Consider the following 24,761-nt stretch of genomic DNA (forward strand, 5'->3'; position numbering starts at 1 on the left):
GTCGGGCACTACCGCGTGGATCCGCACTTCAGGGCGTCGGCGGGTACCACACCTGAGGCAAACTCAGCCCGGTCGGCAGACGTCCGCCCGAAGGCACCAGCCCGGACGACGCGGACCCGTTCGCATGGTCGAAGTTGACCGTGCCGTCCAGGAACGTCGCGTGGTTGAAGCTGACCGTACTGCCCAGAAATGCCGCGTGGTTGAAGTTGACCGTGCCGTTCCAGAACGTGGCGTCGTCGAAGGTGACCGTGCCGCCCAGGAACTGCGCATAGTCGAAGGCGACCGTGCCGCCTGAGAACTCCGTGCCGAAGCTGACCAGACCGCCGGAAAACACCGCGCTGGTGAAGCGCACTGTGCCGCCCGAGAATGCCGCACCTTCAAAGTCCACGATGCTGTCGGAGAACACCACGCCGCCGAAGTCCACCGTGCCACCGGAGAACTCCGCGCCGTCGAAGCTGACCCTGCCGCCGGAGAACGCCGCGTAGCTGAAGCGGACTGTGCCGCCGGAGAACGTTGCACCGGAAAAGTCTCCGCCGTCGAAGACGACGCCGGTGAAATCGAGGTCGTGGCCTTGCCAGGAGTGGGGGTGTTCTGGAGGGAGGCGGAGGTGGTCGCGGATGAGGCGGATGACCGTGTGCCGGATCTCTCGCAGGGCCAGGTACATGTGCCTGGCATCCGTATCGCCCGATGGCAAGTCGGCCTCGGCGGTGTACGGCAGACGGAGGTGGGCGCACAGGACGTCGATGCAGGTCTGGCGCAGGTCGCGGGTGGGCGCGTCATTGGCGAGGCCGGCCAGGGCGTGCACGCCGCCGAGCCGGACGGCTGGGGAGTCCGAACCGAGTTGTTCGACGGCCTGGGAGAAACGCTCGGTGTGGAGCCGGGTGGCCTCCCTGTGGGCACCGTCCTCATCGACCCGCTGACGCCGGTAGGCCACGACCAGGGCGACGAGCGCACCGGCCCCGGCGACCACGCCGAAAGACAGTTTCACCAGATCGAAAAGCGTCGACGACGTGAGCTGCCGCTCGGGCTTCAGTCCCTGGGCGCCGAGCAGGTCCCACCCGGCGATGAACACCACGGCGGCCACGGCGATAGCGGTGGCGAAGGTCAGAGTCAGGACGGTACCGACGGGCCAAAGGCGTAAGCCGCGCCCTACGGCCCGGCGTCGGGGCAGGTTCGAGGTCACACACCCCAGGACCGTCCAGACGCCGGGCTGGTTGCAGGCGGGTCGGTGATGACGGCGTGGACGCTCTCGTCCGGGAGGGTTTTCAGGACAGTGAGAGCATCGCCTCGGTGCAGCGTGCAGCTCATACGCGGTGCCGCTTGTTCTGGGCGCGGCAGGAGGGTACCCGCTCCGCTCTGCGGTTGACGGCGACCGGCCGACGAGGGATAGGCCGGAGGATAGACACGTTTTCCGGCCGAGCAGGCGCCCAACGCCCGGACCATCCAGGCCAGTGAGTTTTTCTCAACGAAATGATCTCGTGAGGTGACTCGGCCCAGGGGATCCCGCGAGCCGCGATGAGTTCTGCGGCGTCCGGCGGTCATACGGTGAAACCCGTTACCGAGGAGGACTTCTGATGCGCAGCGTGACCTATTCGATGAGCGTCTCACTCGACGGCTACATCGTCGGGCCGGACGGCGGCTTCGACTGGACGGCGCCCGACGAGGACGTCTTTCGCTTCTGGATCGACGAGATCCGGGACGTCGGCGTCCACCTGCTGGGACGGCGGCTGTACGAGACGATGCTGTACTGGGAGACCGCCGACCAGGATCCAACGCTCGACGACTCCATGCGCGAGTGGACCTCGCTCTGGAAGCCGCTCCCGAAGGTGGTGTTCTCCAGCACGCTGTCGGCAGTGCAGGGCAATGCCCGCCTGGCCTCCGGCGGCGTCGCGGAGGAGATCGAGCGGTTGCGGGCCGAGCCGGGAGAGGGCGAGATCGCGATCGGCGGCGCGACTCTCGCCGCCGAGGCGGCCGCGTCGGGTCTGATCGACGAGTACCGGGCCATGGTCTACCCGGTGCTGGTCGGCGGTGGCATTCCGTTCTTTCCCCAGCGCGAGCGCCAGGTGGATCTCGAACTGGTCGAGACCCGCACCTTCAACTCAAGAGTCGTCTACCTCCGCCACCGCGTGACGCGTTAGCCGGCTCGTCCACCGGACCCTGGAAAGAACGGCCCAGTCAGTCCTGCTCAGCCCAGGAAGCTCAGTCTCACCTGACGTTCGGGGTTGTCGGCATTCGTGTCCGCCAACCTCCGCTAAAGCAATCCCGCAATACCCACGAGGCGAAGGTTCGGGTATCGGTGACGGCTTCCGCGCCCGTCTGACTCCGCCGAAAGCGGCGCGGCCACCCTGACCAACGCGTCGTAGGCGGGGGCCGTAGGAATCGACCGCCGAACGCGCCGGATGCCGGGACGGACAGCTCAGAACGTGCGGAGGCCGAGGCAATACGCTCGCCCTTTCCCTCGGCTCCCGGACGACTTCGTCGTGTACGCCGCTGAGGCATCGACTATCCACTGAAACGGGACGCGTCAGCGGGAAAGTAGCGTAGCTCCGGGTGGGCGGGGTCGAACTGCGGCATCCCGGGCGGCAGAACAGGATGCAAGGCCTCGAACACCCTGCGCACGGCGTCGTCCGAGTACTCCGCAACCGTCCTGGTCGCCTGGAGTACGATCCCGCCCGCCGCGAGCGGGAACACCCTGTGGAACGCACCCGTCGCGGCGAGGGCAGCGGGGCCACCCAGCCGCTCGGACAGTTCCCCGGGGCACACCGTCGTCCAGGAGTAGCCCCGGAGCAGCTTTCTAGCCTCCCGTACGGAGTTGCGCACCCGGCGGTTGAGGACCCAGTCGAGGTTGGTCTCCTCCGTGGCCGGTGCGTCGGCCCCCAGCCAGGCGAAGGCCGGGTTCACGTTGTCCAGCGCGGCCACGAGGAATTCCACCGCACGGGAGCAGAGGCCGGGATCGCCGAGCCCGCCGAACTCCTCGCCGAACTCCTCGCCGAACACCAGCTGCGCCTCCGCGTTCGGGCGGTGGACCCTGATGGTCGAGCTGCGTACATGGACGAGCGCCCTCCCCAGATACTCGCGCATGTAGAGCACATGCGCCGTCTCGGGCTCAAGCAGCAGTTCCTGACGCATGGCCTCCCAGCCTGTCGACAGGGGATGGAACTCCCGGCTCGGGGCCCGCTCATCAGCCCGCGTACGCGCCGAGAAGAAGGCGCTGCCCTGGCTTTCCCGCTCCAGCAGGCTCGCCAGGGGCCCCGTCAGAGCGGCCCCGAACCAGGAGGCGAGCCCGTTTCCGACCCCGCCGTCGGTACCGGCATCGAACGTTGCGATGGCCCGCAAGCCCATATCAGCGCTCCTTCCTAGCGTTGGTGTCTCGGGACGTTGGTTACACGAAGCCCTCGCAAGTGAGCTGCTGCGGGATCTCCGCGAGCGGTTAGGGCGGCTGGTCGAAGACGAGCCGGTAGTCGCTGCCGGCGACCTCGGACCACGGGCAGGTGCGGGCATCGTCCCCGCTGGTGATCTACCGGCCATCACCGGGGGAGCAACGCCGATCTCCCCCTCGAACGCCGCACGGAGCTCCACCGACGGCGCTGCCCGTACACGCGGGGCCAGCCAGCCGCCGACTCGGATCCGACCACGACAGCCCGGGTATCCGCAGCCTGATCCGTCTCACCCCACGACCAAGGCATCGCCGCCAACACGGTCACGGCCGACCATGCCACGCAACCAGGCCCGCCGCCCAGGTGCCCTTCGTCCGCCCCCAGCCGCTGACCACCATCTCCCGGAGCCCCACCCATGACCCGTAACCACAGAACCGGGATCACCTCTGACCGCCCCCTCGTTCCCGCCCTTCCCGGATGGATCCGCCATGCCCACCACCGAACACCACCCCCTCCCCGACATCGCCATCGGGCACCACCCCCAGTACGGCATCACCGCCGCCAACCCCCAACACCAGCCCGCCAGCCGCTGGATGCTCGAACGCCTCGACTTCCACCCCATCCCCGGCCACCCCACCCTCTACGCCCTCAACGACCAGGCCCACTGGGGACAAAACCGCGCCACACGCGCCGTCGTCTACCTGGGCAGGGCCGGATACCGGGTCGACGCGGACACCGCGTTCGAACCCTTGACGGACCACCGCCCCGCTCGCCAACACGACCGGCCTGTGTGCGTCGAGCCCGGCGTCGCCTTCGCCGAACATCCCCAGCTCGGCATCATCGCCGCCACCGCCGACGACGCCCGCCTCGGCGGCCAGTTCCTCGAAGAACACGGATGGCGCCACAACCCCCGTGCACCGACCGCGACCGGCCCACCGAGAACCCCCACTTCTGACACCGCCCGGTGCCCCGCCCCGGCGGGGCGCGCCGGCTCCCGCCCTCACCCCGCCACGGATACGGATCCCCATGCCCGCATCCCCCCCTGCGCCGCCATGTGCGGCGCACCGAAAGCACCACCGATCTGCTCGCTGAACTGCACCGCAGCGAGCCCGGCTTCGCCCGTACTCGCACACCGCCTGGTCACCCGTGCCGGCTGCCTGGGACACCGTCACCCCTGCCGGACCTGGCGCGGCTGCTCGACGAGTTGGCTTCGTTCACTTCCAGGGACAGCGTCTGCCGGTCATTTTGGACAGCGGTCTCCGTCACTGCTGCCGCTTGACAACACCACTAGGAGTTTGGCGGCACAGTTCCTCCCGGTCACGTACGGCGTCGCTGGTCACCGAGTGGATCTCCCACTGGTCGTCGGGGGCGGGACGGTGACGCGGTCGCCGTACTTGGGGCACGTGGCGGCGTCCCCGGTGTCGAAGTCGTCGCTGGTGGGAGTCTGGGCGTGGATCCTCCTCGGCAGGCCGCTCCTCGCCGCAGGGCGCAGCCCCGGTGGTCACCAGCCCTGGTGAGTGAAGCCCGCCCAGCCAGCCAGGTTGTCGGGGCGGATGTAGCGGGCCCGGACTGCGAGGCGGGCCGGCATCTCGGGTGGAGTCCTTCGCCGCGGGTCCAGCATCCACAGCTGGGCCCGGCGCAGGGCCTGCCCTGACGGCAGCGCCTCGCGCCGCAGGTAGTGATGGGTCATGTACATCAGCAAGGAGGTGGCCTCGTCCGGCACCGGCCAGAGCGAGCCGAGCACCGTGTGCGCACCGGCCGCCAGAAAGGCTGTGGCCAGGCTGTACGCCTCGTCGTAGCCGCGGCTCGAGACGTTGCTCCAGCAGGCGGCGAGGCACACCAGGCCGGGCTCGCACCGCCGGGCCGTGCCCTCGGTCAGTTGCTCCGCGGTCAGCCTGCTGCCCGCGGCCAGGTCCAGGTACGCGCTGTGGCGCTCGCCGGGATCGACCCGTGCGTGGCAGGCCAGGTGCAGCACGCCGCCGCGCAGGTCCGCCAGCCGGGCGGACGTCGCTGTCGCATCAGCGGTGTCCGCGTCGAGATACGTGCCGTCCGGGTAGAACACCCGGTGGATGGCCTCGGCCTCCTCGCCCGCGTACCGCAGGTCCCCGGTGGGGTTGCCGATCACCAACGCAGGGCTGCCTGATGCCCCGACATCGGCGGGCGTACGCCCGGCGACCTCGCACAGCATCCGGGCCGAGGGTGCGTACGAGACCTGCAGCTCCTCCAGCGCGTAGCGTCGGCCCGGCCCCTCGGCGCGCCAGGCGGCGTGCCACGGTACGGCGCCGAGCGCGCCGAGGGGAACGAGGACGACGCACGGAATACGGGATTCGCCGGACTGGGCGCCGGAGAAGCCATCGCTCCCGCGGAACTCCCCCGCCAGCGGCGCCAGTACGGATCTCCAGGCCCAGCCGCACAGCCGGTCCAGCGCCTCGGCCGCCTGCAGTGTCACCCCGCTCTGGGGCGCTGTCACCGGACCCGCATCCCTGCGCGGGTCCCCGCTCCCGCGCCTGCGCGGGTCCCAGCCCGCGCTGCCGGCGGCCTGGTACGCCGTGAGCTCCGGGGCGTCGAGGTGCAAGTGCGGCAGCTCGACCGAGCGCGGCGCCCCGTCCGCCCCTACGATCAGCGCGGCGCCGGGCTCCGTCCGGCCCAGTCGCATCGGCAGTGCTATTTCCCCCGCCGGCACCAGGTAGATGAGCGCGTCGACGCCGAGCGTCCGCAGCGACCCGGCGATCTCGGCAGGGGTCGGCGGCGAGAGCAGCCTGCTGCGGTACGGCGAGGCAGCCAGCACCTCCAGCACCCGGCGCCGCAGCCGCACATCGGGGCCGGCGGTCGCGCGTAGCGCCGCCATGGGGGCGAGACCGCCGAGCCTGCCGGGCTCCGGCTCAAGCGGCACCGGCCCGGCCGCACGCCACTCCTCGGCCAGCTCGTCCTGGCCGAGTTGATTCAGCATGCTCGGCACGGTGGCGCTGACCTGCGCCGCGTGCAGCAGCAGTGCCCGGCCGCTGTCCAGCGCCCGTACTGCGCCGTCGAGTTCGCCGTCCGCGATGCACCAGCGGGCGATGTCGAGGCAGTGCTCCTCCATCGCCTTGTTGCCCGCCTCCATGGCGTGACTGGTACCGGATTGGAGGATGACGCTCCAGGCGAGGCCGGACAGTGCGGCGAGGCCGACCTCACGTGACTCCTTCCGCAGCCGTGCCCCCCGGATCTGCGGCAGCATCATCGAACGCGAGCGCAGCGCGTCCGCCAGGAGGCGGCCGATGCTGATCCACAGAGGGTGCGCGGGCCCCTCGGCCGCCCGCCGGGCCCGACGCAGCAGGGAGATGGCCTGGTCGATGTGAGCAATGATCTGTCGGCCCGCGCGAGAGAGGTGGCTGAGCGGCTTCGGCTCCCAGGGGATGAGACCGGACTGCATCAGGTGAGCGGTGGCCAGCTGGGTCGCGCACCGCACCCAGTGCTCGTCGCCCTCGCCGCACTGCGCCAGCGCCTCGCGGAACAGGCCGATGGCTTTGGCCATCGCTTCCTGGTCCTCGTCGTACGCGGCCCCGCCGAGTACCTCGACTGCGGCCCGCACCAGCGCGTAGCGGTCCGCCGGGTCCGGCCGCTCGTGGGCGCCGCGCCGGGGCCGCGGCCCCGGCCAGGGCTCGCCCGTGCGCTCGGCGATCAGGTTCCGGAGCTTGATCCGGTCGATGGCCAGCCACGACTCGGCGCTGTCCCGCCCCGGATGGCGGCGTGGCACCCGGGCCAAGGCGATCTCCTGCTCGCGGACGTACCGGGCCATCGCGTCCTCGTCCATGCCGAGGTAGGCCCGACCGGCGCGGAGGCAGGCGATATGGCAGGTGAGGTACGCCTGGTCGTCCGGTCGGTCGGCCAGGCCCTGCCGGGCCGCGGTCAATTCCTCGATGGCCGCGTCGAGTTCAGCCTCGCCACCCCGCAGCCGCGCGTGCTCCGCCCGCGCCACCGCGCGGCCGATGCCGATGGCGGTGGCGGTGGTCGCGTCATCCCCGGCCGGGAGCAGGCGGGAAGCCGAATCCAGGTCCTTCACCACCTTTTCGAGCAGCCTCGGATCCGTAAGGGTGGCGGTAGGATCCTGCAGCACTACCAGTGCCAGGACACCCGTGATGACGGCCTGCCAATGCGGGTCCCGCACGGTCCGCGCCGCCGCCGCCAGCTCCTTCGCCTGCTCGTAGGTGCAGCACGGCCCGCTCTGCCGCATCAGCGGTACGAGCTGAAGCAGGTAGCCGGCGAAGGCCGGGTGGCGCGGGTCGGTGGCGGGCATCCTCCGCCAGTGGGCGTAATAGAGGTCGAAAGCCGCTGCGGCATCAGGCGTGCCTGCGTGCTCCGCGACCATCGCGCTGAGCCGGGCGGTCGCCGTGCTCCACGCTCTGTCACCGGTCACCGTCTTCACGGAGCGCATCAGGGACTCAAGGTCGAAGCGATCAGCCATACGGACCCCTCACCACTGGGGCACGACGGTGCGCACCTGGATGGTCTGGGTGGCCCACTGCCCCGGCCCGCCCGCCTCCGCCGGGCGGGCGTCCCTGCTGCTCTGTTCCGGCGCGTCGAATCGCAGCACCCCGGCTGAGTGCCGGAGGACGGTGTCCCGGCTGCCGAGGGGGGCGAGCGGGTCCCAGCGGTCGAGGCCGAAGGGCACGGTGTTCAGCTCGCCCTCGCAGACGATCAGCTTCAGCCAGTCCCGTACGGACGCGCCGGGCCGCACCGGCCGGTGCGGCGGCAGGGACAGTCGGACGGGCCGGTTGTCCAAGGCGTACCCGGTGTGGCCGGGGCCGACGAACTGGCCGTCGTTGAAGAGCCCGGCATGCGAGGCGTAGCTGTCGGTGAGGTCGAGCAGGAGGCACCACAGCCGCCGGCCAGCGGCGGCCCTGTGGCGGATCCGTACGGAGACCAGTGGCGGTATGGGTCCGGTGGGTCCGAGGCCGTACCGGCAGACGACCTCTCCGTTGGCGTCAGGCACCAGCGGGACATCGCTGCCCCATGGTGTGATCTCCAGCCGGACCCGTCCCGTCAGTGGGCAGAACGGCGCCTCGAGGTCGCGGAGCTGGTGCCAGCGGGTCAGGTGGATGAGGCAGGCAGCGACCCGATCCGCGTCCTCGGGCCCGGCCAGCGGCAGTGGGTGGACGAACGGGGAGCCGTCGCGCCGCAGCACATGCGCCTGCCCCCCGCGGGCCTCGACCCGGAACAGCAGGTCGCCAGTCTCCTCCTGCCGTCCGGCGAGGCGCAGCAGCGGTGAGGGTCCGCCGCCGGGGCCGGCTTCGGCGACCGCCCGCCCCAGCGCCCGTGCCGCGGCGGGGTCGCCGGGTGCGGACAGTGCGACCGAGGCGGGCGGCACGGCCAGTGCGGAGAGGGCGACCGGGTAGACCTGCGCCGTCTCCGGTGCCCAGCCCACCGGCTCGACGAGTGTGTGCTCCGAGCCCACTGTCACGGCCCTGACCACCCGGCCTGCGGCCCCCGTCCGTTCAGGAGTCCGCCCGGGAGTATCCGGCCGGGTCACCCGGAACTCGGTGCCGGGCCCTGGCGGCAGGCCATGGCCGCTGCCGCAGTCGACCTGCCAGCCGTCCTGCCGGTCCTCCCACAGCAGATACGGGCTGGGCTCGCGCGCCCCGGCGCCACCCAGGAACGGCTGGTCGGCAACCCCGCCGGGTTCCGTGGGCGCCAGCGTCGGCCGCTGATACTCGCAGGAGACCTGCAACCGGGAGCTCGTGGCGGCGTGCAGCTCGCGGTACGTCGCGGCCGGACCTGCCGCGCGCAGCGCGCCCAGCAGGGCATAGGTGAACAGGCCTTGCGTCCGGCCGCCGAACCGGCCCTCGTAGGAGGGCTGATCGAGCCGACTGGCGGCGAGCAGCACGTGCTTGGCCGACTGTTCGGGGATGCGGGCGTCGCGGGCGGCTGCCGCGAGCCAGGCCGGGTCGGGCGGCGCGAAGCGCGGTGTGAGGTGCTGGCCGCGGGTGGCACCGCCGGCGTAGCAGCAATCAAGGACCGCGACCGTGTGGGCGCCGCCCGCGGCCACCTCGTTGAGGAGGGCGCCGAGGCGCTTGTCGATGAGCAGGCCGTCCACACAGACGAGCGCCTGGTAGCGGCCGGTGGCCTCGACGTCGAGGTGCGCCCGCTCGGTGGCCGACATCTCGGAGCCGTGGCCGGAGAACCAGAACAGCGCCGTGTCCCCAGGGCCGGCCTGTCCCAGGTGGCCTCGGACCGCCGCCTCGACAGCGGTCACGGTGGCGTCGCCGTTCAGCAGTCTCCTGAGTTCGAGCCGCCCGTCGACGCGCCGTAGCAGCAGCTCCTCGGCGGCCTCGACGTCGTTGAGGCACCCTTCGAGCGGTGTGCAACGGTCGACGGGGTACGCGTTGATGCCCGTGAGCAGGGCGTAGACGGCGCCCATCGGGCCGCCGCTCACCGGTCGGTATAGACGCGGACCTGCTGCGGGCGGACGATGCGCTCGTCCATCCGGTAGCCGTGCCGCGCCACTTCGGCGACCTCGCCGCTCTGCTCCGGGGAGAGCGCGGCGATCGCCCCGACGGCCTCCTGGATCTCGGGGTTGAACGGGCCGCGGGTAACTGGGATGCGGGTCATGCCGTACTTCTCCAGCAGAGCCAGCAGCTCCGCGGCGACGGAGCCGGCGAAAGCGTCGTCCTGCGCGGCCTGCCGCTCGGCCCGGTCGACGAGGAGTACGAGGTCGTAGAGCAGCGGCTGCACGATGCGGCCCTCGGCGGCCTTGCGCGCGTGGTCGAGCTCGGTCAGCAGCCCGTCGAGGCCGCGACGGGCCTCCCGGTCGTTGAGCAGCCGGCGGCGGAACTGGTCACCGAGTGCGGCCAGTTCCTCGCGCATGCCGTCGACCGCATCGGCCACGACGGCGAACGGGTCAGGATTCGGCGCCGGGCCGGGCCGCGGGCCCGGCGGCGGCCCGGCCTGCTCCGCGGGTTGTGGGACGGGCGGCTCATCCGGCTGGGGCACGGGCGGCGGAGTGGTCATGAGACTCTCCCGGTCTGCGGCTTCTGGTGTGAGGGCAGGTCGTTGTAGGCGTGCCGCCAGCGCGGCTTGATGCCAATCACGATCAGCAGCCCGAAAAGTCCGGCAAACAAGAGCGGCCTGAGCGCCGGCGGTAGCACAAGTACGAGCACGAAGCAGACGGCCATGACCCCGGCCATGCTCTTTTGCCAGCGCCAGGTCTTGGCGAGTGCCTTGCCCGCATCCGCTCGGTAGGCCGTCAGGCGGCTGAGGAGCCCGACGTCCGAGATGCCGACGGCCAGCGCCTGGTCCACGCAGTGCGTCACCATCGCGGCGCTGAACTCCGAGGCGACGACGTACCGTTGTCTGATCGGGTGCCAGGTCATGGCGCCCTCGGCGCGAAGCGACCAGATCCGGCCGATCTGGTCGCGGATGTCCGCGTCGCTGGGCCGCTTCGCCAAGGCCTGCTCGTAGTTGCTCAACGCCTCGTCGAAGCGCCTGGCCTGGTACAGGCTGTTGGCGGCGGTGACCCGGAAGTCGACGTCGTCGGGCACGAGCCGGACCGTCTTCAGATGCCAGTTGGCGGCGGTGAACTGGTCGCCGAGATGCTCGTACACCCGGGCGATCAGGTTGTGGGTGAGCGCGTCATCGGGGTACAGCGCGAGGGCCCGCTGGAACTCCTGCAACGCGTCGCTCAGCCGACCTTGGCCGGCATGGATGGCACCGAGCAGCCGCCAGGCATCGCCGTTGCCGTCGTCGTGGTGCACGGCCTGCCGCAGCTCGTAAAGCGCGCCCTCCTCGTTGCCCTGGCCGATCAGCCTGCGGGCGTGCCCCACCCAGTCGCGGCCGCCCTGGGTGGACTGCGGCTGTGGCCCGGGGGCCGGCTCCGGTGAGCCGGGGCGCTGCCGCGGCTGGTCCAGCTTGCGGTCGTAGGCGTGGCGCCGGGCGCGGTCGAGCAGTTCCTTCCGTGCCTGGGAGATCAGGTCGACCTTGTCCTCGGCCTCCCGGCGCCTTTTGGCGTCGGGGGCCCGGCTGGCCCGGCTCGACCAGGTGCGGAAAGCCCGGTCGAGCTGCCCGGAGACCTGGTCCGCGGTCGCGGACCGGTCGATGTCGAACTCCGCGTAGTAGTCGGGGATGTCATCGGTCGTCATCGCTGCCGGCTCCGGCTGGAGGATCGGGACCTAGAGGGTCGGGATACGGGCGACGCGGTCACTGAGCTCGGCCAGCTCGGCGGGGCCCAGGTTGTCGGGGCGCTCGAGCTCGAACTCGCCGAGCCACTCGCCCGTCGTGCCGTCCTTCACTTCGACGTGGATGATGCCGTCGACGTCGTAGGAGTAGAACACCTCGAACGGCGCGCCCATCGGGTACTGCGGGATGTCGATGACGCTCTCCCCGACCGTCTTCACGTACGCCAGGTCCTCGTCGTCACCCTCCGTCACCTGTACCCTGAGCCGCCGCTGCCGGTTGCGGATCGTGTGGAAGGTGTCGCTCTTCTTGGCCGGCACGGGCGTGTTGTGCGGGATGATCACCGCGTTGTATTCGAGCTCGTGGTCCTCCTCGCGGACCGCGACCATGCCGAGAGACTGCGAGGTGACGTCCTTGATGGACTTCACCTTCCCCTTGGTGAGGCGGGCCAGGCCGTCGCCGGGGGCGGACTCGACGCTCGCCCCACTGCCGACGTACTTCCGCTTCTCCTTCGCCTCCTCGGCGCGCACCGCAGCGTCCAGCGCCACCAGCGCGGCGCCGAGCGCGACCACCTCGTCCTGGGCGATGCCGCGCTCCGGCTCCCTGCCGGAGAGCCGCCGGATCAGCTCCTGCACCATGGGCATCCGGGTGGAGCCGCCCACCAGCAGTACCCGGTCGATGCCGTCCCAGCCGAGCCCGGCCTCCTCCAGCACGCCCTCGGTGATGATGCGGGTGCGGTCGAGAAGCTCTGCGGTGATCTCCTCCAACTTCTCGCGGGTCACCCGGATCTGTTCATGGCGGCCGCCCGCGGAGAGCATCACGACGGCCTGCGGGGCGTTGGAGAGGGTCCGCTTGGCGATCTCCGCCTTGTCGCGCAGTTCGGCCTGCAGGGCGCTGTCCTCATTGAGGTCGGGACCGCCCGAGGCCATGAACGCGCCGTTGAGGTAGTTCATCAACGCGCCGTCCCAGTCGAAGCCGCCGAGGTTGCGGTCCCCGTCGGTGGCGATCACCGTGTAGTCGCCGTCCTCGACCCGCATGACGGTGACGTCGAAGGTGCCGCCGCCCAGGTCGTAGACGAGCACGGTGCCGATCCTCGTACCACCCTCCCCGTCTTCCTCGCCATCCGCGGAGGACCGGTCGAGGCCGTAGGCGAGCGCAGCCGCGGTGGGCTCGTTGACGATACGCAGCACCTCGAGCCCGGCGAGCCGCCCGGCGTCCTGTGTCGCCTTGCGCCGGACGTCGTCGAAGTACGCGGGTACGGTGATGACCGCCTGCTCGACGGGCTCGCCGAGCATCATCTCGGCATCCTCCTTGAGGCGTTTGAGCAGCAGAGCGGAGATCTCCTCAGGCCGGTACGGAGTGCCGGACTCCGAGTGGTAGATGGGGTTGGCCTCCCCCATATAGCGTTTGACGAACTGCACCACGTGGTCGGGAGCCGTGGCCGCAGACCGCTTCGCCTGGGATCCCACGACGACTGTGTCGCCCTGGAACATCACCACGGACGGGGTAATGTTCTCCCCCTCCCGGTTGCGGACGATGGACGGGCTGCCCGACCGGTCGGCGACCGCCACGGCGCAGTACGTCGTCCCGAGGTCGATGCCCACCACTCGCGTCACCGCTGATTCCCCTTTACGCGTGCGGAACTGCCGACAGCCACAATCATGCCCATTCCAGGGCCAGTTGACCGTCATTTCAGCGAGAACCCTTCGACGCTTCGGCACGGCCCCCGGTCCAGCCAAGCCCCGTTGCGTTACCGACCGGTCGTCAAAAGGCATATCACCGAAAGCACCGTGTGCTGCCGTGCGCGCACGGCAGGGACAACGACGGTTCGACCACACAAGCCGACCGTGCCGGGCGACTGTCCCGCGGGGCGCCACAATCAGCTTCGTGCCGTAGGTGTGTTCCCCGCGCAACTTGGCCAAAGTCATTGTGAACGCGAGGCGCTGGTGTCTTGCCAGCCCGGGGCGGCGAGGGCCTTGCAGTCACCGCGAGCCTGCCAGTAGGCCGCCCCGGCCCCACCCGAAGATGCTGAAAGTCGCCGGTCGGCACCTCAACGATCTCCCACCGGGATGACCTCCTGCCGCTTGACAAGCATAGGAGCATCCCCAGCCATACGAAGAAACAGACATGCCCTTGCGAACCACCCGCTCAGATGACGCTACGTCACTGAGACCGAAACCCGCTGATCGTCGTCACGGAATTGGTGCCTGATCGCATCACTCGTGAACAAAGCCAACGAGCCGCTGGCTCTGCGGAAAGCGCAGACCGGGCACACCCCGTCTTGGCAGCTCACCTGGCACTGCGCAATCCGCAACACCACCTCCGTGGAACTCAACGACGACGCCTCCGCCGTCGAGCCCGTCGGCGAGGCCGTCACCGCCCTGGGCGCCGTGAACCACCAGCTCGCCTTCCTGGCCAGACCGAACCGTCACACAACCACCCCTGGATACGCGACGCCCGCGAAGCGGCCGTCCACGTCATAGAAGACGCGCTCGCCACCGCAAACAACGCACTGCACGACGCGGCCACCTGGCTCCACGCCGCCGCGACAACACACTCGCCCCCGTCCGTACGGCTCCGGGCCGCCCTCAGCCGGTCCCACACCGCCGCCAGCACAACACCGCCACCGGCGTCCGCTACGAAAGCAGCCTCTACAACAGCGGGCCTCCCGGCGTCCGTACGGGGCCGATGACATGGAGACGAATGCCTCGCACGGTCCGCTGATCGGATCGTTGTGCTCCGGGTACGGCGGCCTGGACCTCGGTGTGCAGGCCGCCCTCGGCGGCCGGGTCGCCTGGCAGGCCGAAACCAATCCCGACGCTGCCCGGATCCTGGCCCGGCACTGGCCTCGCGTGCCGAACCTGGGTGACATCAGCGCCGTGGACTGGGCCGATGTCGAGCGGGTGTGTGTCCTGACGGCGGGTTTCCCGTGTCAAAGACGTCTCGGCCGCCGGCCGCCGGGCCGGACTCAACTCCCTTACCCGCTCGGGGCTGTGGCTGCATGTCGCCCGTGCGGTCGAGGCCCTCCGTCCCTGCCTGGTGGTGATCGAGAATGTCCGAGGACTCCTCACCGCGCCCGCCGGTTCCCCTGGCGACGTGGAATTCTGCCCGTGGTGTCTGGGAGACACCCCAGATCAGCCTCCTCTGCGGGCACTTGGTGCCGTACTCGGATCCCTGGCCGACCTCCGGTACGACACACGCTGGCTCGTGCTACGCGCCTCCGACATCGGAGCCCCGCACCGCCGTGAGCGGACCTTCCTCACCGCCTGGCCCGCCGGACACACTCCTCAAGACCCCGACCAGCAACATCGCCAAGAACGGCGGCTCCCAGCACCCCGCCAAACGCAAGAGCGGCGGCCACGGTCCGAGTCTCGCGGACGAGGTGGAGTGGCTTCTGCCCACCCCGAAAGCATCGGACGGGATCAAAGGCTCACCGAACCAGCGCCACGGCAACGGGGACATGACACTCCCCTCAGCAGCAGCCTCGCTGCCGACACCCCATCGGGACCGCACGGGCACAACCGGCCGCAGCCCGGGGAGCAACCGACGTCCTCGGCTGTCGGCGGACGTCCTGCCGCTGTGGTCCGAAACAGGCCCGGCGACGGAGGATCTGACGGGCGATGGGGACCTTACGGCGCCGCCGTCACCCGATGGGAGACGCTCACCCGCCCCGCACCACCGCCCATCGACGCGGGCGGACGTCTGCGTGCGTCGTTCGTCGAGTGGATGCAAGGACTTCCACCGGGCTGGGTCACCGCCACCGAGGGGCTCGGCCGGCCAGCCCAGCTCACCGCCCTCGGCAACGGCGTCATCCCCCAACAAGCCACCCGCGCCGTGGAGTTGCTGGCACCGCCGTTCCCACGCTGCCCACGCTGCACCACGCCGTAGCGGCCCCCTACCACCCTCTTCCGGCCGGGCCAAATCCCGGAACCTGCGGATCCTCTTCCCCATGCCGCCTTCGAACCGATGGAGCACTGCCCCGCCCGCCAGGGCGCGACCCGCCACCCCGATGCCACACATTCCCTCGGCTCCACAGGTCCCACGCCCGGGGCACATCCGCTGACCACCACCCCTCGCACGCCTCCCGGAGCCACCTGTGTCCGACACCAGCGCCCTCGGCCAGGCCACCTCGCTGATCGAGATAGCCTGAGGCCGTCCCATCGACGCGCTGGAAACCCACGCCATCAACAGTCCGGTCGAAGACGCGCTGCTGCGCTCGGCGATGCACATCCGCTCGGCTCTCCTCGTCCTGGACACCACGATCGCCGTCCACCAACAGCGTCTGCACATGCTCACCCGGCCCGGCCACGTGCCGGCCTTCTACGACCTGGAACGGATCACCAGCTCAGCAACGGACTTGCGGGTCGCACATGCCGAAAGCCGCACAGCCCGCCAGGCGGTCAGCCGCGTGATCGAGGACCGCGAAGCCACCACGACCGCGCAGCGAACGCCGGGGGCCCGCCTGGCGCAGGCCGCTTCCGCCCGTTCGGCACACGCACCGGGCGCCCCGGGCCAGCCACCCGACCAGCCAGCCCCTTCGGCCGCTGCCGCCCAACCGTGGCCGCGACCGGGCCACGTCAGTAACCCCGTCGGTCCCCGTCTTCGTCGCGGTGGGTCTCCCGAAAGCAGGAGCCCACCTCGCAGACCGGCTCCTCCACCGCCAGCTCGACGCAGCGCCCATCCGCCAGCCATCTCCCCACAGGACCCTCTCCCGCCTCCGCGCTGCTGCCGCTCTCTTTGTCGGTCAGACTGGTCGCGGTGGGGAAAGCGCCGCAGATCTCATAGTTCGAGGTAGGGGGCGATGGTGGCGGCGGTGGTCGCGGACCGCAGGTAGTTCTCGGCGTGGTGGAAGCCGAACAGGGGGCTGATGACGGTGGTGTGGTCCAGGGCGATCCCGTCGAAATATCTGCCTAGTTGGGGCGGGATGGCCACGGGGTCACCGGGGTCGGCGATGTTGACCCATCGCGTTCCACCGGGCGGTCGCGTTCCCCGCCGTGCCCAGCCGGCGCCCTGTGGCGCGGGGATGAGGCGCTCGAAAACGGCACGGGGCAGTGCCAGGGGAGAGCCCAGGGTGATGAACAGCTCGGGTTTCAGTTCCGGGTGGGCGTGCAGGGCTTCGTAGGCAACGACGGAGCCCAGCGAGTGCGCGATGACGACGCGCGGCCTGTGCCGGGCGATCCGCAGGGCCACTTCGTCGCGCGCCGCCACGCGTTCTGGGGCATCCTCGGCTCGCAGGTAGGCGGCTACCTCACGGAACAGCAGCCGGATGAAGACGCGCAGCGGTCCTTCGGCGAGGTCGAACCTCCGGGCCACCCAGGACGACAGTCCCCGCAAGGGCACCGTCGCGTGGCCCTGCGACACCTCCTCGGGAACCCCCAATGTCCGCGCCCATGCTGCGAGCATCTCCTGTGCCAGTGGGTCGTCCAGGAGGTCGGGGTTTCCTGTCCCCTGGGCTACCGGACCGGTGACCAGCTTGTCCGCATAGTAGGCGAAGTCGAGATCGAGCCGATTCGGGGCGACGTGGAGAGGGTCGGTCAGTTGCCGTGTCCAGGCGCGGGCCTTGAGCGTGCGCAACTCTTCGAGGCGCGTGCCGGACACCTCGGGGCCGAAGCTGTTGCCCACGCCGTGTACGGCGACGATTCGAAGGGGGACAGCGACGGGGCTGGTCATAGAAGCCTCCGGGCGAGGGGTGCGAGGCTGAGGGCGACCACGTCATGGCCGACACCGAGAACGACGGTGCCGTCGGCGGTGACGGTTACGGCCCTCGCTACGTCAGGGAGGTGATACGTGGTGAGACAGGATGCGGTGGTCAGGTCCCATACCCGCACCGACCGGTCGTCGCCTGCGGTGACGGCGTGCGGACGGCCCTCCAGCTCCACCACCCCCACCGAACGAACCCGGCTGGTGTGGCCGGTGAGCTGGCCGGTCTGGTGCCCGGTGGTCAGGTCCCACACCCGCACCGACCGGTCGTCGCCTGCGGTGACGGCGTGCGGACGGCCCTCCAGCTCCACCACCCCCACCGAATGGACCGTGCCGGTGTGGCCGGTGAGCTGGCCGGTCTGGTCTCCGGTGGTCAGGTCCCACACCCGCACCGACCCGTCGGCAGCGGCGGTGGTGAGGGCGTGGGGGCGGCCCTCCAGCTCCGCCACCGCCACCGAATGGACCCGGCTGGTGTGGCCGGTGAGCTCGCCGGTCTGGTGCCCGGTGGTCAGGTCCCACACCCGCACCGACCCGCCGTCGGCGGCGGTGGTGAGGGCGTGCGGGCGGCCCTCCAGCTCCACCACCGCCACCGAATGGACCCGGCTGGTGTGGCCGGTGAGCTCGCCGGTCTGGTCTCCGGTGGTCAGGTCCCACACCCGCACCGACCCACCGCTGTCGGCGGTGACAGCGTGCGGGCGGCCCTCCAGCTCCACCACCGCCACCGAACGGACCCGGCTGGTGTGGCCGGTGAGCTGGCCGGTCTGGTCTCCGGTGGTCAGGTCCCACACCCGCACCGACCCACCGCTGTCGGCGGTGACAGCGTGCGGACGGCCCTCCAGCCCCGCCACCGCCACCGAAAAGACTTCGCCGGTGTGGCCGATGAGGGTACGGACCAGTGCTGTCGAGACCTGGCTTCCGGTCGCCCATCGCACGTGCCAGTCGGCGTCGCCGGGCAGATCGGCCTGCAGGTGCTGGTTGCGGTAGCGTGCCGCGTCCAGAGCCAGGAGCTGGCGGCGCGCGGCGGGCGGCAGAGCATGGTGTATGCCCCAGGACGCCCGGTACACAGCGGCGTTGAGCCTGGCCTGCTCCGATCCGGCGTGGGGCAGGGCGTCCGCCAGGGCGCGCGGGTCCGCGTGCACGAGGAAGCCACTGTCCTGGAGGAGGTCGTCCAGGCGCCCGGCATCCACAGCGTGCTGGGCGGTGTGCCGCCAAAGGTAGGGGGCGGCCAGATGCCAGAGCCTCCGGCCCGCCCCGTCACGGGGCACACCGTTCAGGAGCTGCTCGTACAGTCGTTCCGCGGTACGGAGATGCCATAGCTTCTGATCGGCACCATCACCGGGCACACCACCGTTCACGATCCGCCTTTCCGCAGGACGGAGTTCCTCCCCGCCAATGACGGGGTCCTGTCGTGGTGGCCGGCTGTTTGGCGGGTTGTGCCGGAGCCATTCGGCGAGACCTTCATGGAAGAGCCGATAGAGGGTGGTGCCGTCCTCGTCCACGTCGCGGCGCAGGTAGAAGCGCGCCTCCTGGTCCAAGAGCGTGTAGATCTCCTGGAGGGGAAGGGGGCCGTCGTCCATGAGGACGGTGGTGAAGGCCGCGGCAGTGTGGGCCAGGACGCGTTCAGGCATCCCCCGGCCCTGAGCGAAGGCCAGAGCAGTCAGCACGGCGTGCAGGAGCGGCTGGCCGGTGTGGCGTCGAAGGTCCAGTTCCATGAGTGCGGGCAAGCTGCGAGGGACCGCCCGGCCCAGTTCAGCGGCCTCTTCTGGGGTGTTACGGGGCTCTTCGGCAGCCAGGAGGTAGTGCACGTAGAGACCTGCGGTCAAAAACTCGCCCCACTGGAGGGCCTCGGTGTCTCCGGCCGAGCGCTCCCTGCGGCCTGGTCCAGTGAGCCTCCCGGCGATGGTCCGCGCCAGCGCATAGCGGGCCGCTCGCCTGACACCGAGGGTGTAGGGGCCGTCAGCCGCGAGGAGCCGGCTGACGTACTCGGTGACGTCCCGGCAGACCGATTCCGGCGGGACGTCGCTGAGATCCGTGCACGCGTCACCGTCACGGGCGAGAGCCAGGAGGCCGTGGAACCGCTCGTCATCACGTGTGCCGACGAGCAGCCGCAGCCCACTTCCCGGCGCCTGCGCACGCTGCGCGAGCGGGAGCATAAGCGCGGCGGTGATGTCCTGGGGCCGCACCGCCTCGTCAAGTGCGTCGACGATCACGGTGACCGGGCGTCCGTCACCGGGCAGCAGACCCAGCAGATGATCCACCGGGTTCGTGACGGACGCTTCACGCACCTCGTCAGTCCCGGACAACCGGCTGTGGGGATCATCAATGTGTCGTAGCTGGCGGGCGAGCGAGGCAACAATCTGCTCGACTCCCAGACGGCGCGCGTGGACCACCACGGTCCGGTCGTTCTCCCCCGGAGCCCGATCGCCCAGCCCGCGCCACAAATGCTTGGTGTGCTGGCGCAGTGCCGGGTGTGCGGCGCAGACGAGGATGCCCAGCAGGGCTGACTTCCCAGCACCGGGCTTACCAGTGACGACACGCAAGCCCGGTCCGGCTGCTTCGTCGTCGAGCCAACTGGACAGGTCACGCAGTTCCTCGGTGCGGCCGGAGAAGTAGCCCTCGTCCCAGTCACGGTCCACCGGCTCGGCACCGCCGGCGCGCCGCATGAAGTGCTGCGGGTCCCCGGCCCAGTCCGCCAGCCGGGCGATCTCGCCGGGCAGCCCAGCAACCGCGCCGCCGCCCGCGCTGTGGCCCGGATCAAAGCAGGGGTTGGGGAAGAACGGGAGATGGGAAAGGTCCGCGTGGCCGGGAACAAGACTGGTGAGGACCGTCTGCGGCAGACCTCCGTCCTGCGCGGTCAGATCATTGACCGTACGTTCGATCTCCTGCCACACGGTGCTCGGCGGGATGTACCGCACGGAGGGATCAAAGCGAACTTCCCGGTCCCGGTACTTCCCGAGGACGCTCACCAGGGCCCGGCTCAGCCGGTAGCCGAACGCCTGGTCCTTGGGACCGGTGGCCGCCAGCACCCACGCCCTGCGCTCAGCGACGTCCATCCGCGCGTGCCAGGACGTCACAGCGACCTCCCCGGCATAACAGACGTCGAGAACGAACAGCGTCACCGGCCGATGCCGCTCCGGATGGTCCTCGATCCGGTCGATCCACGAACCCACCGGCCGGCTCAGGCGTTCCCCATTACTGTCCAGGACATACAACTTCTCACTGCTGCCCTCGGCCACCTCACCATGCCCGACGATGTGCACCACCAGCACATCCACGTCCTCTGCGACCAGCGCCCGCTCGACCACATCGCCGTAGTCAGCCGATCCGTCCGGCACCACGACCGGCTGCTGCACGTACCGAAACTGCCGCAGAGTCTCCGCGACCTTCCGGGCGTGATCGGGAGCCCTCTCCAAAAGGTCCAGGCCCAGCCTTGGCGAATCGCCATCCTCGGTAGGCGCCAACGCGATACCCAAAGACAACACCGCATACCGCACCCCGCTCACTTTCCCCGAGGACGGCACATCCCCCGCTGAACCCCGCATCGCCCCGCCCCTTCACCGGCCCATCCCGACGCCCAAGCACTGAAGATAGGCGTACCGAACCATCCCGGTCGGCACGTCTCCGACATTGAAATGCGGACCATCATCTGATACCCCACCCCACCGGCGGCCCAGGCAACAACAATTAAGGCGAGCCTGGAACTCCGCCGCGCCATGGTCGGGCCGCCCAGCCCGACGACGGCCCGCCGGACCGGCATGCACTCGCCGACCGGCAGATCGCCCTGGAGCTGCGCCACCCCTTGCCGAACCCAGGTCGGCGCCCCCTTGCCAACAAGCTGAACCGAGTTGCCGCGCCAGCCACGAAGAAAGCACCAAATCACGCCCCCCTTCGGAACACGACCACTCAGCCGCCCGGCATCCACGGCTGCTCAACCGCGCAGACCTTGCGCTCCAGCCCTGCACCGTCCCGATGCCCGCTCAGCTCGGCCACGCGTAAGACAACCGGCGGCGCCGATCCGTTCCCCGTCCCTGTCAAACAACCCCTTCGACGGCCAGTTCGCCCACGGCAGACACCCTTCCCCAGGAAACGACTACGTACTTCGGCGCATCGCATGTCAACGTACGGACGTCGGGAAAACCCGCAGGTCAACGAAGGGACCGTCCCACCGTGAACACCTACAGCACCCTCCTGCCTGACGTCGTCCGCCCTGCCGTGGAGGACCGCGCGTGGCTCTCCGGCGACCACTGTGCGGGCCCCGTCCTTGATGCTCGGCGGGCTCGGCTGGGCCGTTGTCGACACCCCGGAGGCCGATGTGCACTGCACCAGCCCGGACCGGCGCGTCTACGTCGGCTGGCTCCCCGAGGACCCGGCCGCGTGGAAGCGCGACATCATCTGGCAGATCAGGGTCACCCCCGCCGAAGGAGAGCCCTGGGTCCAGGAGTTCGGCCCCGACACCCCTTCCGAGGCCGTCGCTGGATTCCTCGCCGCCCTTGTCGCCATGCCTCTTCGCTGACATCCCCCAGCGGCCCGGCTCCCTGCCGGACCGATGTTCCTCACCGCCTTCCGGAAGGATCCCGTGAAGCTCGCGTTCGACCCCAACAGGCTTCCCGGTTCCGCCATCGCGGGCCTCGGCCTCATCAGCGCGGTCAACACCGCGCCGAACACCCTCACCTTCGTGCTCGGCCTCGCGGTCGCCGCCAGCGGCAGACTCCTCACCCTCGACGACGTACGGGAGGACTCCCTGCGCCGCGACGCACGGATCGTCGCCCACCTCGCCAAGACCCCTGGTGCCCGTACGCGCCAGATAGCCCGCGCCCTGGAACTGCGCGACCGGGCAGTCGGCAGATCTCTCACCCACCTGGTCAAGGACGGCCTGGTGGTGCTGGAGACGGAGAACGAAACGCTCCCGATGCGGTCCTACCCCAGGCCGATCTTGCTCAGCCCAGAAAGCTCAGTCTGACCTGGCGGTCCGGGTTGTCCCTGTTCGTGTCCACCAGGCATACCGACTGCCATGTGCCCAGGGACAGCCCGCCTCCGATGACCGGGAGTGTGGCGTGTGGGGGTAGCAGGGCCGGGAGTACGTGGTCTCTGCCGTGGCCCGGGGTGCCGTGGCGGTGTTGCCAGGGGGTGGTGGGCGGGAGGAGGGACTGGAGGGCGGTGAGCAGGTCGTGGTCGCTGCCCGCGCCGGTTTCGATGAGGGCCAGGCCGGCGGTGGCGTGCGGGACGAAGATGTTGAGCAGGCCGTCGCGGCCCGCGGCCGTCTGCTGGAGGAATTCCTCGCAGGCGTGGGTCAGATCGGTCACGGCCTCATGCGTGCCGGTGGTGATGTTCAGGATTCTGGTGGTGAACGCGTCGGACATACGGACATCCTCCCGCCCGGCCCTCGGGATCGCCCGTCCGCGTGCCGAGACACCATTGACCGGATCCGGAAACGCTCGCTACGTTCAGCGCCATGTTGCGTTCAGCTCTGCTCACCACGCGCGGTCATATCGACCTGCTGCGGGTGGCGTCCGCCGCGTGTTGTCGCGGCCGCTGATCCTTTCCGGCGCCCGCGCGTCCACGTGTTCGCGTGTCCTCGCGTCCGCGCGTCCGCGCCGTTCTTTCCGCCGGTGGCGCCCCGGCTTCCTTCTCGGATGAGTGCCGTAAGCCCCTGACCGTGTGACGTCACAGCACCGCCGCACACGGCCGTCGAGGCGCGCCCTTCTTCGTTTCCGCGCTCTTTCGCCCCCGTGGAGCTGTTATGACCCTCGGCCACGCCCCGCCGGACATTTCCCCCTTGCCCAGGAATCCGCTGTCCAAGGACCCGACATCCAAGGACTCGACGGCCAGGAGTCCGACGCCCGATCTGGAGCCGATCACCCCCGCCTCCGTACCCGGCTCGCGGCGGCGTTCCGTACCCCGGTGGCTGCGCCGCACCGTGGGACCGTTGCTGCTTCTCCTCGCCTGGCAGGTGCTCAGCGCGACCGGGGTGCTGCACGAGGACATCCTCGCCTCGCCCGGCACCATCGCACGCGCCGCCGGCGATCTGATCGCGGACGGCACCCTGCCCGCCGCCATGGGTGTCTCGCTCCAGCGTGTCGCGGTCGGGCTGCTGCTCGGCGGGGTCATCGGTATCTCGCTCGCCCTGGTCTCGGGGCTCTCCCGGCTCGGCGAGGACCTGGTCGACGCGACCGTACAGATGCTGCGCACCGTGCCCTGGGTCGGGCTGATCCCGCTCTTCATCATCTGGCTGGGCATCGGCGAGGCGCCCAAGATCGCGCTCATCGCTCTCGGTGTCGCCTTTCACCTCTATCTCAATGTGTACGCGGGCATCCGCGGGGTGGACGAGCAACTCATCGAGGCCGGGCAGTCGTTGGGACTCGGCCGGTGGGGGCTGATCCGGCATGTCGTGCTGCCGGGCGCGCTGCCCGGCGCGATGACCGGTCTGCGGTACTCGCTCGCCACCGCCTGGCTCGCGCTGGTCTTCGGCGAGTCCATCAACGCCGACGCCGGTATCGGCTTTCTGATGAACCAGGCCCGGGAGTTCTTCCGTACCGATGTGATCGTCGTCTGCCTGGTCGTCTACGCCTTTCTCGGGCTGCTCGCCGATGCCGTCGTCCGCACTCTCGAAAGGCTGCTGCTGCAATGGCGACCGACCTTCACGGGCCAGTGAGCCCGCGCCCCGCCGCCTCCGGCGACGGCAGCAAAGACAGCAAAAACGGCAAGGACAGCAAAGTCGGCGGACACGCAGCCGCGGTACGGGTCGAAGGGCTGACCAGGGCCTTCGACGGACGTCCGGTGATCGACAAGCTCGATCTGACGCTGCGGCCCGGGGAGTTCACGGTCCTGCTCGGCCGCAGCGGCTGCGGCAAGTCGACCCTGCTGCGGGTGCTCGCGGGCCTCGACCGCGATATCGAGGGCACGGTGCTCGTACCGAAACGGCGCGCGGTCGCGTTCCAGGCGCCCCGGCTGATGCCGTGGAAACGGGTCTGGCGCAATGTGCTGCTCGGTCTGGACGGCAAGCCCCAACGGGCCGTCGCCGAGAGCGCGTTGGAGGAGGTCGGGCTGAGCCACCGCTCCGGTGCCTGGCCCAAGACGCTCTCGGGCGGCGAGGCCCAGCGTGCCTCACTCGCGCGGGCGCTCGTACGGGAACCCGATCTGCTGCTGCTCGACGAGCCGTTCGGCGCGCTGGACGCGCTGACCCGGCTCAACGCGCAGCGTCTGGTGGCCGAGTTGTGGCAGCGGCGCGGCTGCGCGGTCCTGCTGGTCACGCATGACGTGGAGGAGGCGCTGCTGCTCGCGGACCGGGCGCTGGTGATGCGCGACGGCGTCATCGCGTACGAGACGGAGGTCGCGCTGGACCGTCCGCGCTCCGTGGGCGATCCGGGTTTCGCCGCGCTGCGCTCCCGGCTGCTCACCGAACTCGGTGTCGACGAACCGGCCGCGGACGCCGCCGCCTGAGCCCTCTCGTGCACCGTCCCTGAGACCTGTCGTACGCCGCCGCCTGAGCCCTCTCGCACACATCCGCCATCCCTCCCGGCGGGCTTCCCCGCCGCC

19 protein-coding genes and 2 pseudogenes are annotated in these 24,761 nt (G+C 70.2%); 9 read left to right on the forward strand and 12 right to left on the reverse strand.

What is annotated here, in order from left to right:
- Positions 1–28: 28 nt before the first annotated feature.
- Both ACFU9P_RS23265 and ACFU9P_RS23270 read right to left on the reverse strand, forming a co-directional pair.
- Positions 29–1,084, reverse strand: coding sequence for a pentapeptide repeat-containing protein (locus ACFU9P_RS23265; protein ID WP_384083909.1), 1,056 nt, complete (start codon positions 1,082–1,084; stop codon positions 29–31).
- A gap of 125 nt (positions 1,085–1,209) precedes the next feature.
- Positions 1,210–1,308, reverse strand: a pseudogene (locus ACFU9P_RS23270) (site-specific DNA-methyltransferase); the annotation flags it as partial.
- A 266-nt stretch (positions 1,309–1,574) separates the two neighbouring features.
- Between ACFU9P_RS23270 and ACFU9P_RS23275 the strand changes: the two are divergent.
- Positions 1,575–2,138 (forward strand): dihydrofolate reductase family protein, encoded by a 564-nt coding sequence (locus tag ACFU9P_RS23275; protein WP_384083912.1) that lies wholly within the window; start codon positions 1,575–1,577, stop codon positions 2,136–2,138.
- Between the two features lie 364 nt (positions 2,139–2,502).
- Here ACFU9P_RS23275 and ACFU9P_RS23280 read toward each other — a convergent pair whose 3' ends face one another.
- From ACFU9P_RS23280 to ACFU9P_RS23310, 7 genes are all read right to left on the reverse strand, one after another.
- Positions 2,503–3,336 carry a hypothetical protein gene (locus ACFU9P_RS23280; RefSeq protein WP_384083915.1) on the reverse strand — a complete coding sequence of 278 codons (834 nt, stop codon included), beginning with the start codon at positions 3,334–3,336 and terminating at the stop codon, positions 2,503–2,505.
- 481 nt (positions 3,337–3,817) lie between these two features.
- Positions 3,818–4,270, reverse strand: a complete 453-nt coding sequence (locus ACFU9P_RS23285; RefSeq protein ID WP_384083919.1) for a hypothetical protein — start codon at positions 4,268–4,270, stop codon at positions 3,818–3,820.
- Between the two features lie 608 nt (positions 4,271–4,878).
- Positions 4,879–7,821 (reverse strand): CHAT domain-containing protein, encoded by a 2,943-nt coding sequence (locus ACFU9P_RS23290; RefSeq protein ID WP_384083922.1) that lies wholly within the window; start codon positions 7,819–7,821, stop codon positions 4,879–4,881.
- Between the two features lie 9 nt (positions 7,822–7,830).
- Positions 7,831–9,774, reverse strand: a complete 1,944-nt coding sequence (locus ACFU9P_RS23295) for a caspase family protein (protein WP_384083925.1) — start codon at positions 9,772–9,774, stop codon at positions 7,831–7,833.
- Between the two features lie 11 nt (positions 9,775–9,785).
- Positions 9,786–10,364, reverse strand: a complete 579-nt coding sequence (locus ACFU9P_RS23300; RefSeq protein ID WP_376380443.1) for a nucleotide exchange factor GrpE — start codon at positions 10,362–10,364, stop codon at positions 9,786–9,788.
- Complete coding sequence (locus ACFU9P_RS23305; RefSeq protein WP_376380440.1) at positions 10,361–11,491, reverse strand: tetratricopeptide repeat protein; 1,131 nt, start codon at positions 11,489–11,491, stop codon at positions 10,361–10,363. The genes ACFU9P_RS23300 and ACFU9P_RS23305 overlap by 4 nt, the downstream gene beginning before the upstream one ends.
- A gap of 30 nt (positions 11,492–11,521) precedes the next feature.
- The gene (locus tag ACFU9P_RS23310) at positions 11,522–13,141 is read right to left on the reverse strand and encodes an Hsp70 family protein (RefSeq protein ID WP_384083929.1); all 1,620 of its coding nucleotides are present in this window, start codon (positions 13,139–13,141) and stop codon (positions 11,522–11,524) included.
- Positions 13,142–13,747: 606 nt separating this feature from the next.
- Here ACFU9P_RS23310 and ACFU9P_RS23315 point away from each other — a divergent pair.
- The 3 genes and pseudogenes from ACFU9P_RS23315 to ACFU9P_RS23325 all read left to right on the forward strand — a co-directional run bounded on the left by ACFU9P_RS23315 (position 13,748) and on the right by ACFU9P_RS23325 (position 15,413).
- A complete protein-coding gene (locus tag ACFU9P_RS23315; RefSeq protein ID WP_384083932.1) occupies positions 13,748–14,008 on the forward strand; it encodes a hypothetical protein in 261 nt (86 codons plus the stop codon).
- A 210-nt stretch (positions 14,009–14,218) separates the two neighbouring features.
- A pseudogene (locus tag ACFU9P_RS23320) lies at positions 14,219–14,401 on the forward strand (DNA methyltransferase); the annotation flags it as partial.
- A gap of 121 nt (positions 14,402–14,522) precedes the next feature.
- On the forward strand, positions 14,523–15,413 hold the full coding sequence (locus ACFU9P_RS23325; RefSeq protein WP_384084241.1) for a DNA cytosine methyltransferase: 891 nt from the start codon (positions 14,523–14,525) through the stop codon (positions 15,411–15,413).
- 891 nt (positions 15,414–16,304) lie between these two features.
- Here the strand turns inward: ACFU9P_RS23325 and ACFU9P_RS23330 are convergent.
- Positions 16,305–17,195 (reverse strand): serine peptidase, encoded by an 891-nt coding sequence (locus ACFU9P_RS23330; protein WP_384083934.1) that lies wholly within the window; start codon positions 17,193–17,195, stop codon positions 16,305–16,307.
- Positions 17,192–20,578 carry a hypothetical protein gene (locus ACFU9P_RS23335; protein ID WP_384083938.1) on the reverse strand — a complete coding sequence of 1,129 codons (3,387 nt, stop codon included), beginning with the start codon at positions 20,576–20,578 and terminating at the stop codon, positions 17,192–17,194. Before ACFU9P_RS23335 ends, ACFU9P_RS23330 begins: the two co-directional genes overlap by 4 nt.
- 893 nt (positions 20,579–21,471) lie before the next feature.
- On the opposite strand from ACFU9P_RS23335, the gene ACFU9P_RS23340 reads away from it, so the two are divergent.
- Positions 21,472–21,738 carry a DUF317 domain-containing protein gene (locus tag ACFU9P_RS23340; protein WP_384083941.1) on the forward strand — a complete coding sequence of 89 codons (267 nt, stop codon included), beginning with the start codon at positions 21,472–21,474 and terminating at the stop codon, positions 21,736–21,738.
- 63 nt (positions 21,739–21,801) lie between these two features.
- Positions 21,802–22,185, forward strand: a complete 384-nt coding sequence (locus ACFU9P_RS23345; protein WP_384083943.1) for a hypothetical protein — start codon at positions 21,802–21,804, stop codon at positions 22,183–22,185.
- On the opposite strand, the gene ACFU9P_RS23350 is transcribed toward ACFU9P_RS23345, so the two are convergent.
- On the reverse strand, positions 22,163–22,585 hold the full coding sequence (locus ACFU9P_RS23350) for a YjbQ family protein (protein WP_376380434.1): 423 nt from the start codon (positions 22,583–22,585) through the stop codon (positions 22,163–22,165). The two genes, ACFU9P_RS23345 and ACFU9P_RS23350, sit on opposite strands and share 23 nt — an antisense overlap.
- A 92-nt stretch (positions 22,586–22,677) precedes the next feature.
- On the opposite strand from ACFU9P_RS23350, the gene ACFU9P_RS23355 reads away from it, so the two are divergent.
- The 3 genes from ACFU9P_RS23355 (at position 22,678) to ACFU9P_RS23365 (ending at position 24,665) form a co-directional block, all read left to right on the forward strand.
- Positions 22,678–22,761, forward strand: a complete 84-nt coding sequence (locus ACFU9P_RS23355; RefSeq protein ID WP_329223698.1) for a putative leader peptide — start codon at positions 22,678–22,680, stop codon at positions 22,759–22,761.
- Positions 22,762–22,965: 204 nt separating this feature from the next.
- Positions 22,966–23,877, forward strand: coding sequence for an ABC transporter permease (locus ACFU9P_RS23360; RefSeq protein ID WP_384083948.1), 912 nt, complete (start codon positions 22,966–22,968; stop codon positions 23,875–23,877).
- Positions 23,850–24,665: an ABC transporter ATP-binding protein gene (locus tag ACFU9P_RS23365; protein WP_376380428.1), complete on the forward strand. Its 816-nt coding sequence runs from the start codon at positions 23,850–23,852 to the stop codon at positions 24,663–24,665. Before ACFU9P_RS23360 ends, ACFU9P_RS23365 begins: the two co-directional genes overlap by 28 nt.
- Positions 24,666–24,761 lie beyond the last annotated feature (96 nt).

This window comes from Streptomyces sp. NPDC057617 (assembly GCF_042800555.1).
Classification (GTDB): Bacteria; Actinomycetota; Actinomycetes; order Streptomycetales; family Streptomycetaceae; genus Streptomyces.

What these genes read in the sequence shown, in the direction of transcription:
- ACFU9P_RS23290 (WP_384083922.1), bottom strand. Translation starts at nt 7,821, where the DNA reads ATGGCTGATCGCTTCGACCTTGAGTCCCTGATGCGCTCCGTGAAGACG.
- ACFU9P_RS23365 (WP_376380428.1), top strand. Translation starts at nt 23,850, where the DNA reads ATGGCGACCGACCTTCACGGGCCAGTGAGCCCGCGCCCCGCCGCCTCC.
- ACFU9P_RS23330 (WP_384083934.1), bottom strand. Translation starts at nt 17,195, where the DNA reads ATGACCAGCCCCGTCGCTGTCCCCCTTCGAATCGTCGCCGTACACGGC.
- ACFU9P_RS23305 (WP_376380440.1), bottom strand. Translation starts at nt 11,491, where the DNA reads ATGACGACCGATGACATCCCCGACTACTACGCGGAGTTCGACATCGAC.
- ACFU9P_RS23360 (WP_384083948.1), top strand. Translation starts at nt 22,966, where the DNA reads ATGACCCTCGGCCACGCCCCGCCGGACATTTCCCCCTTGCCCAGGAAT.
- ACFU9P_RS23295 (WP_384083925.1), bottom strand. Translation starts at nt 9,774, where the DNA reads ATGGGCGCCGTCTACGCCCTGCTCACGGGCATCAACGCGTACCCCGTC.
- ACFU9P_RS23350 (WP_376380434.1), bottom strand. Translation starts at nt 22,585, where the DNA reads ATGTCCGACGCGTTCACCACCAGAATCCTGAACATCACCACCGGCACG.
- ACFU9P_RS23275 (WP_384083912.1), top strand. Translation starts at nt 1,575, where the DNA reads ATGCGCAGCGTGACCTATTCGATGAGCGTCTCACTCGACGGCTACATC.
- ACFU9P_RS23300 (WP_376380443.1), bottom strand. Translation starts at nt 10,364, where the DNA reads ATGACCACTCCGCCGCCCGTGCCCCAGCCGGATGAGCCGCCCGTCCCA.
- ACFU9P_RS23355 (WP_329223698.1), top strand. Translation starts at nt 22,678, where the DNA reads ATGTTGCGTTCAGCTCTGCTCACCACGCGCGGTCATATCGACCTGCTG.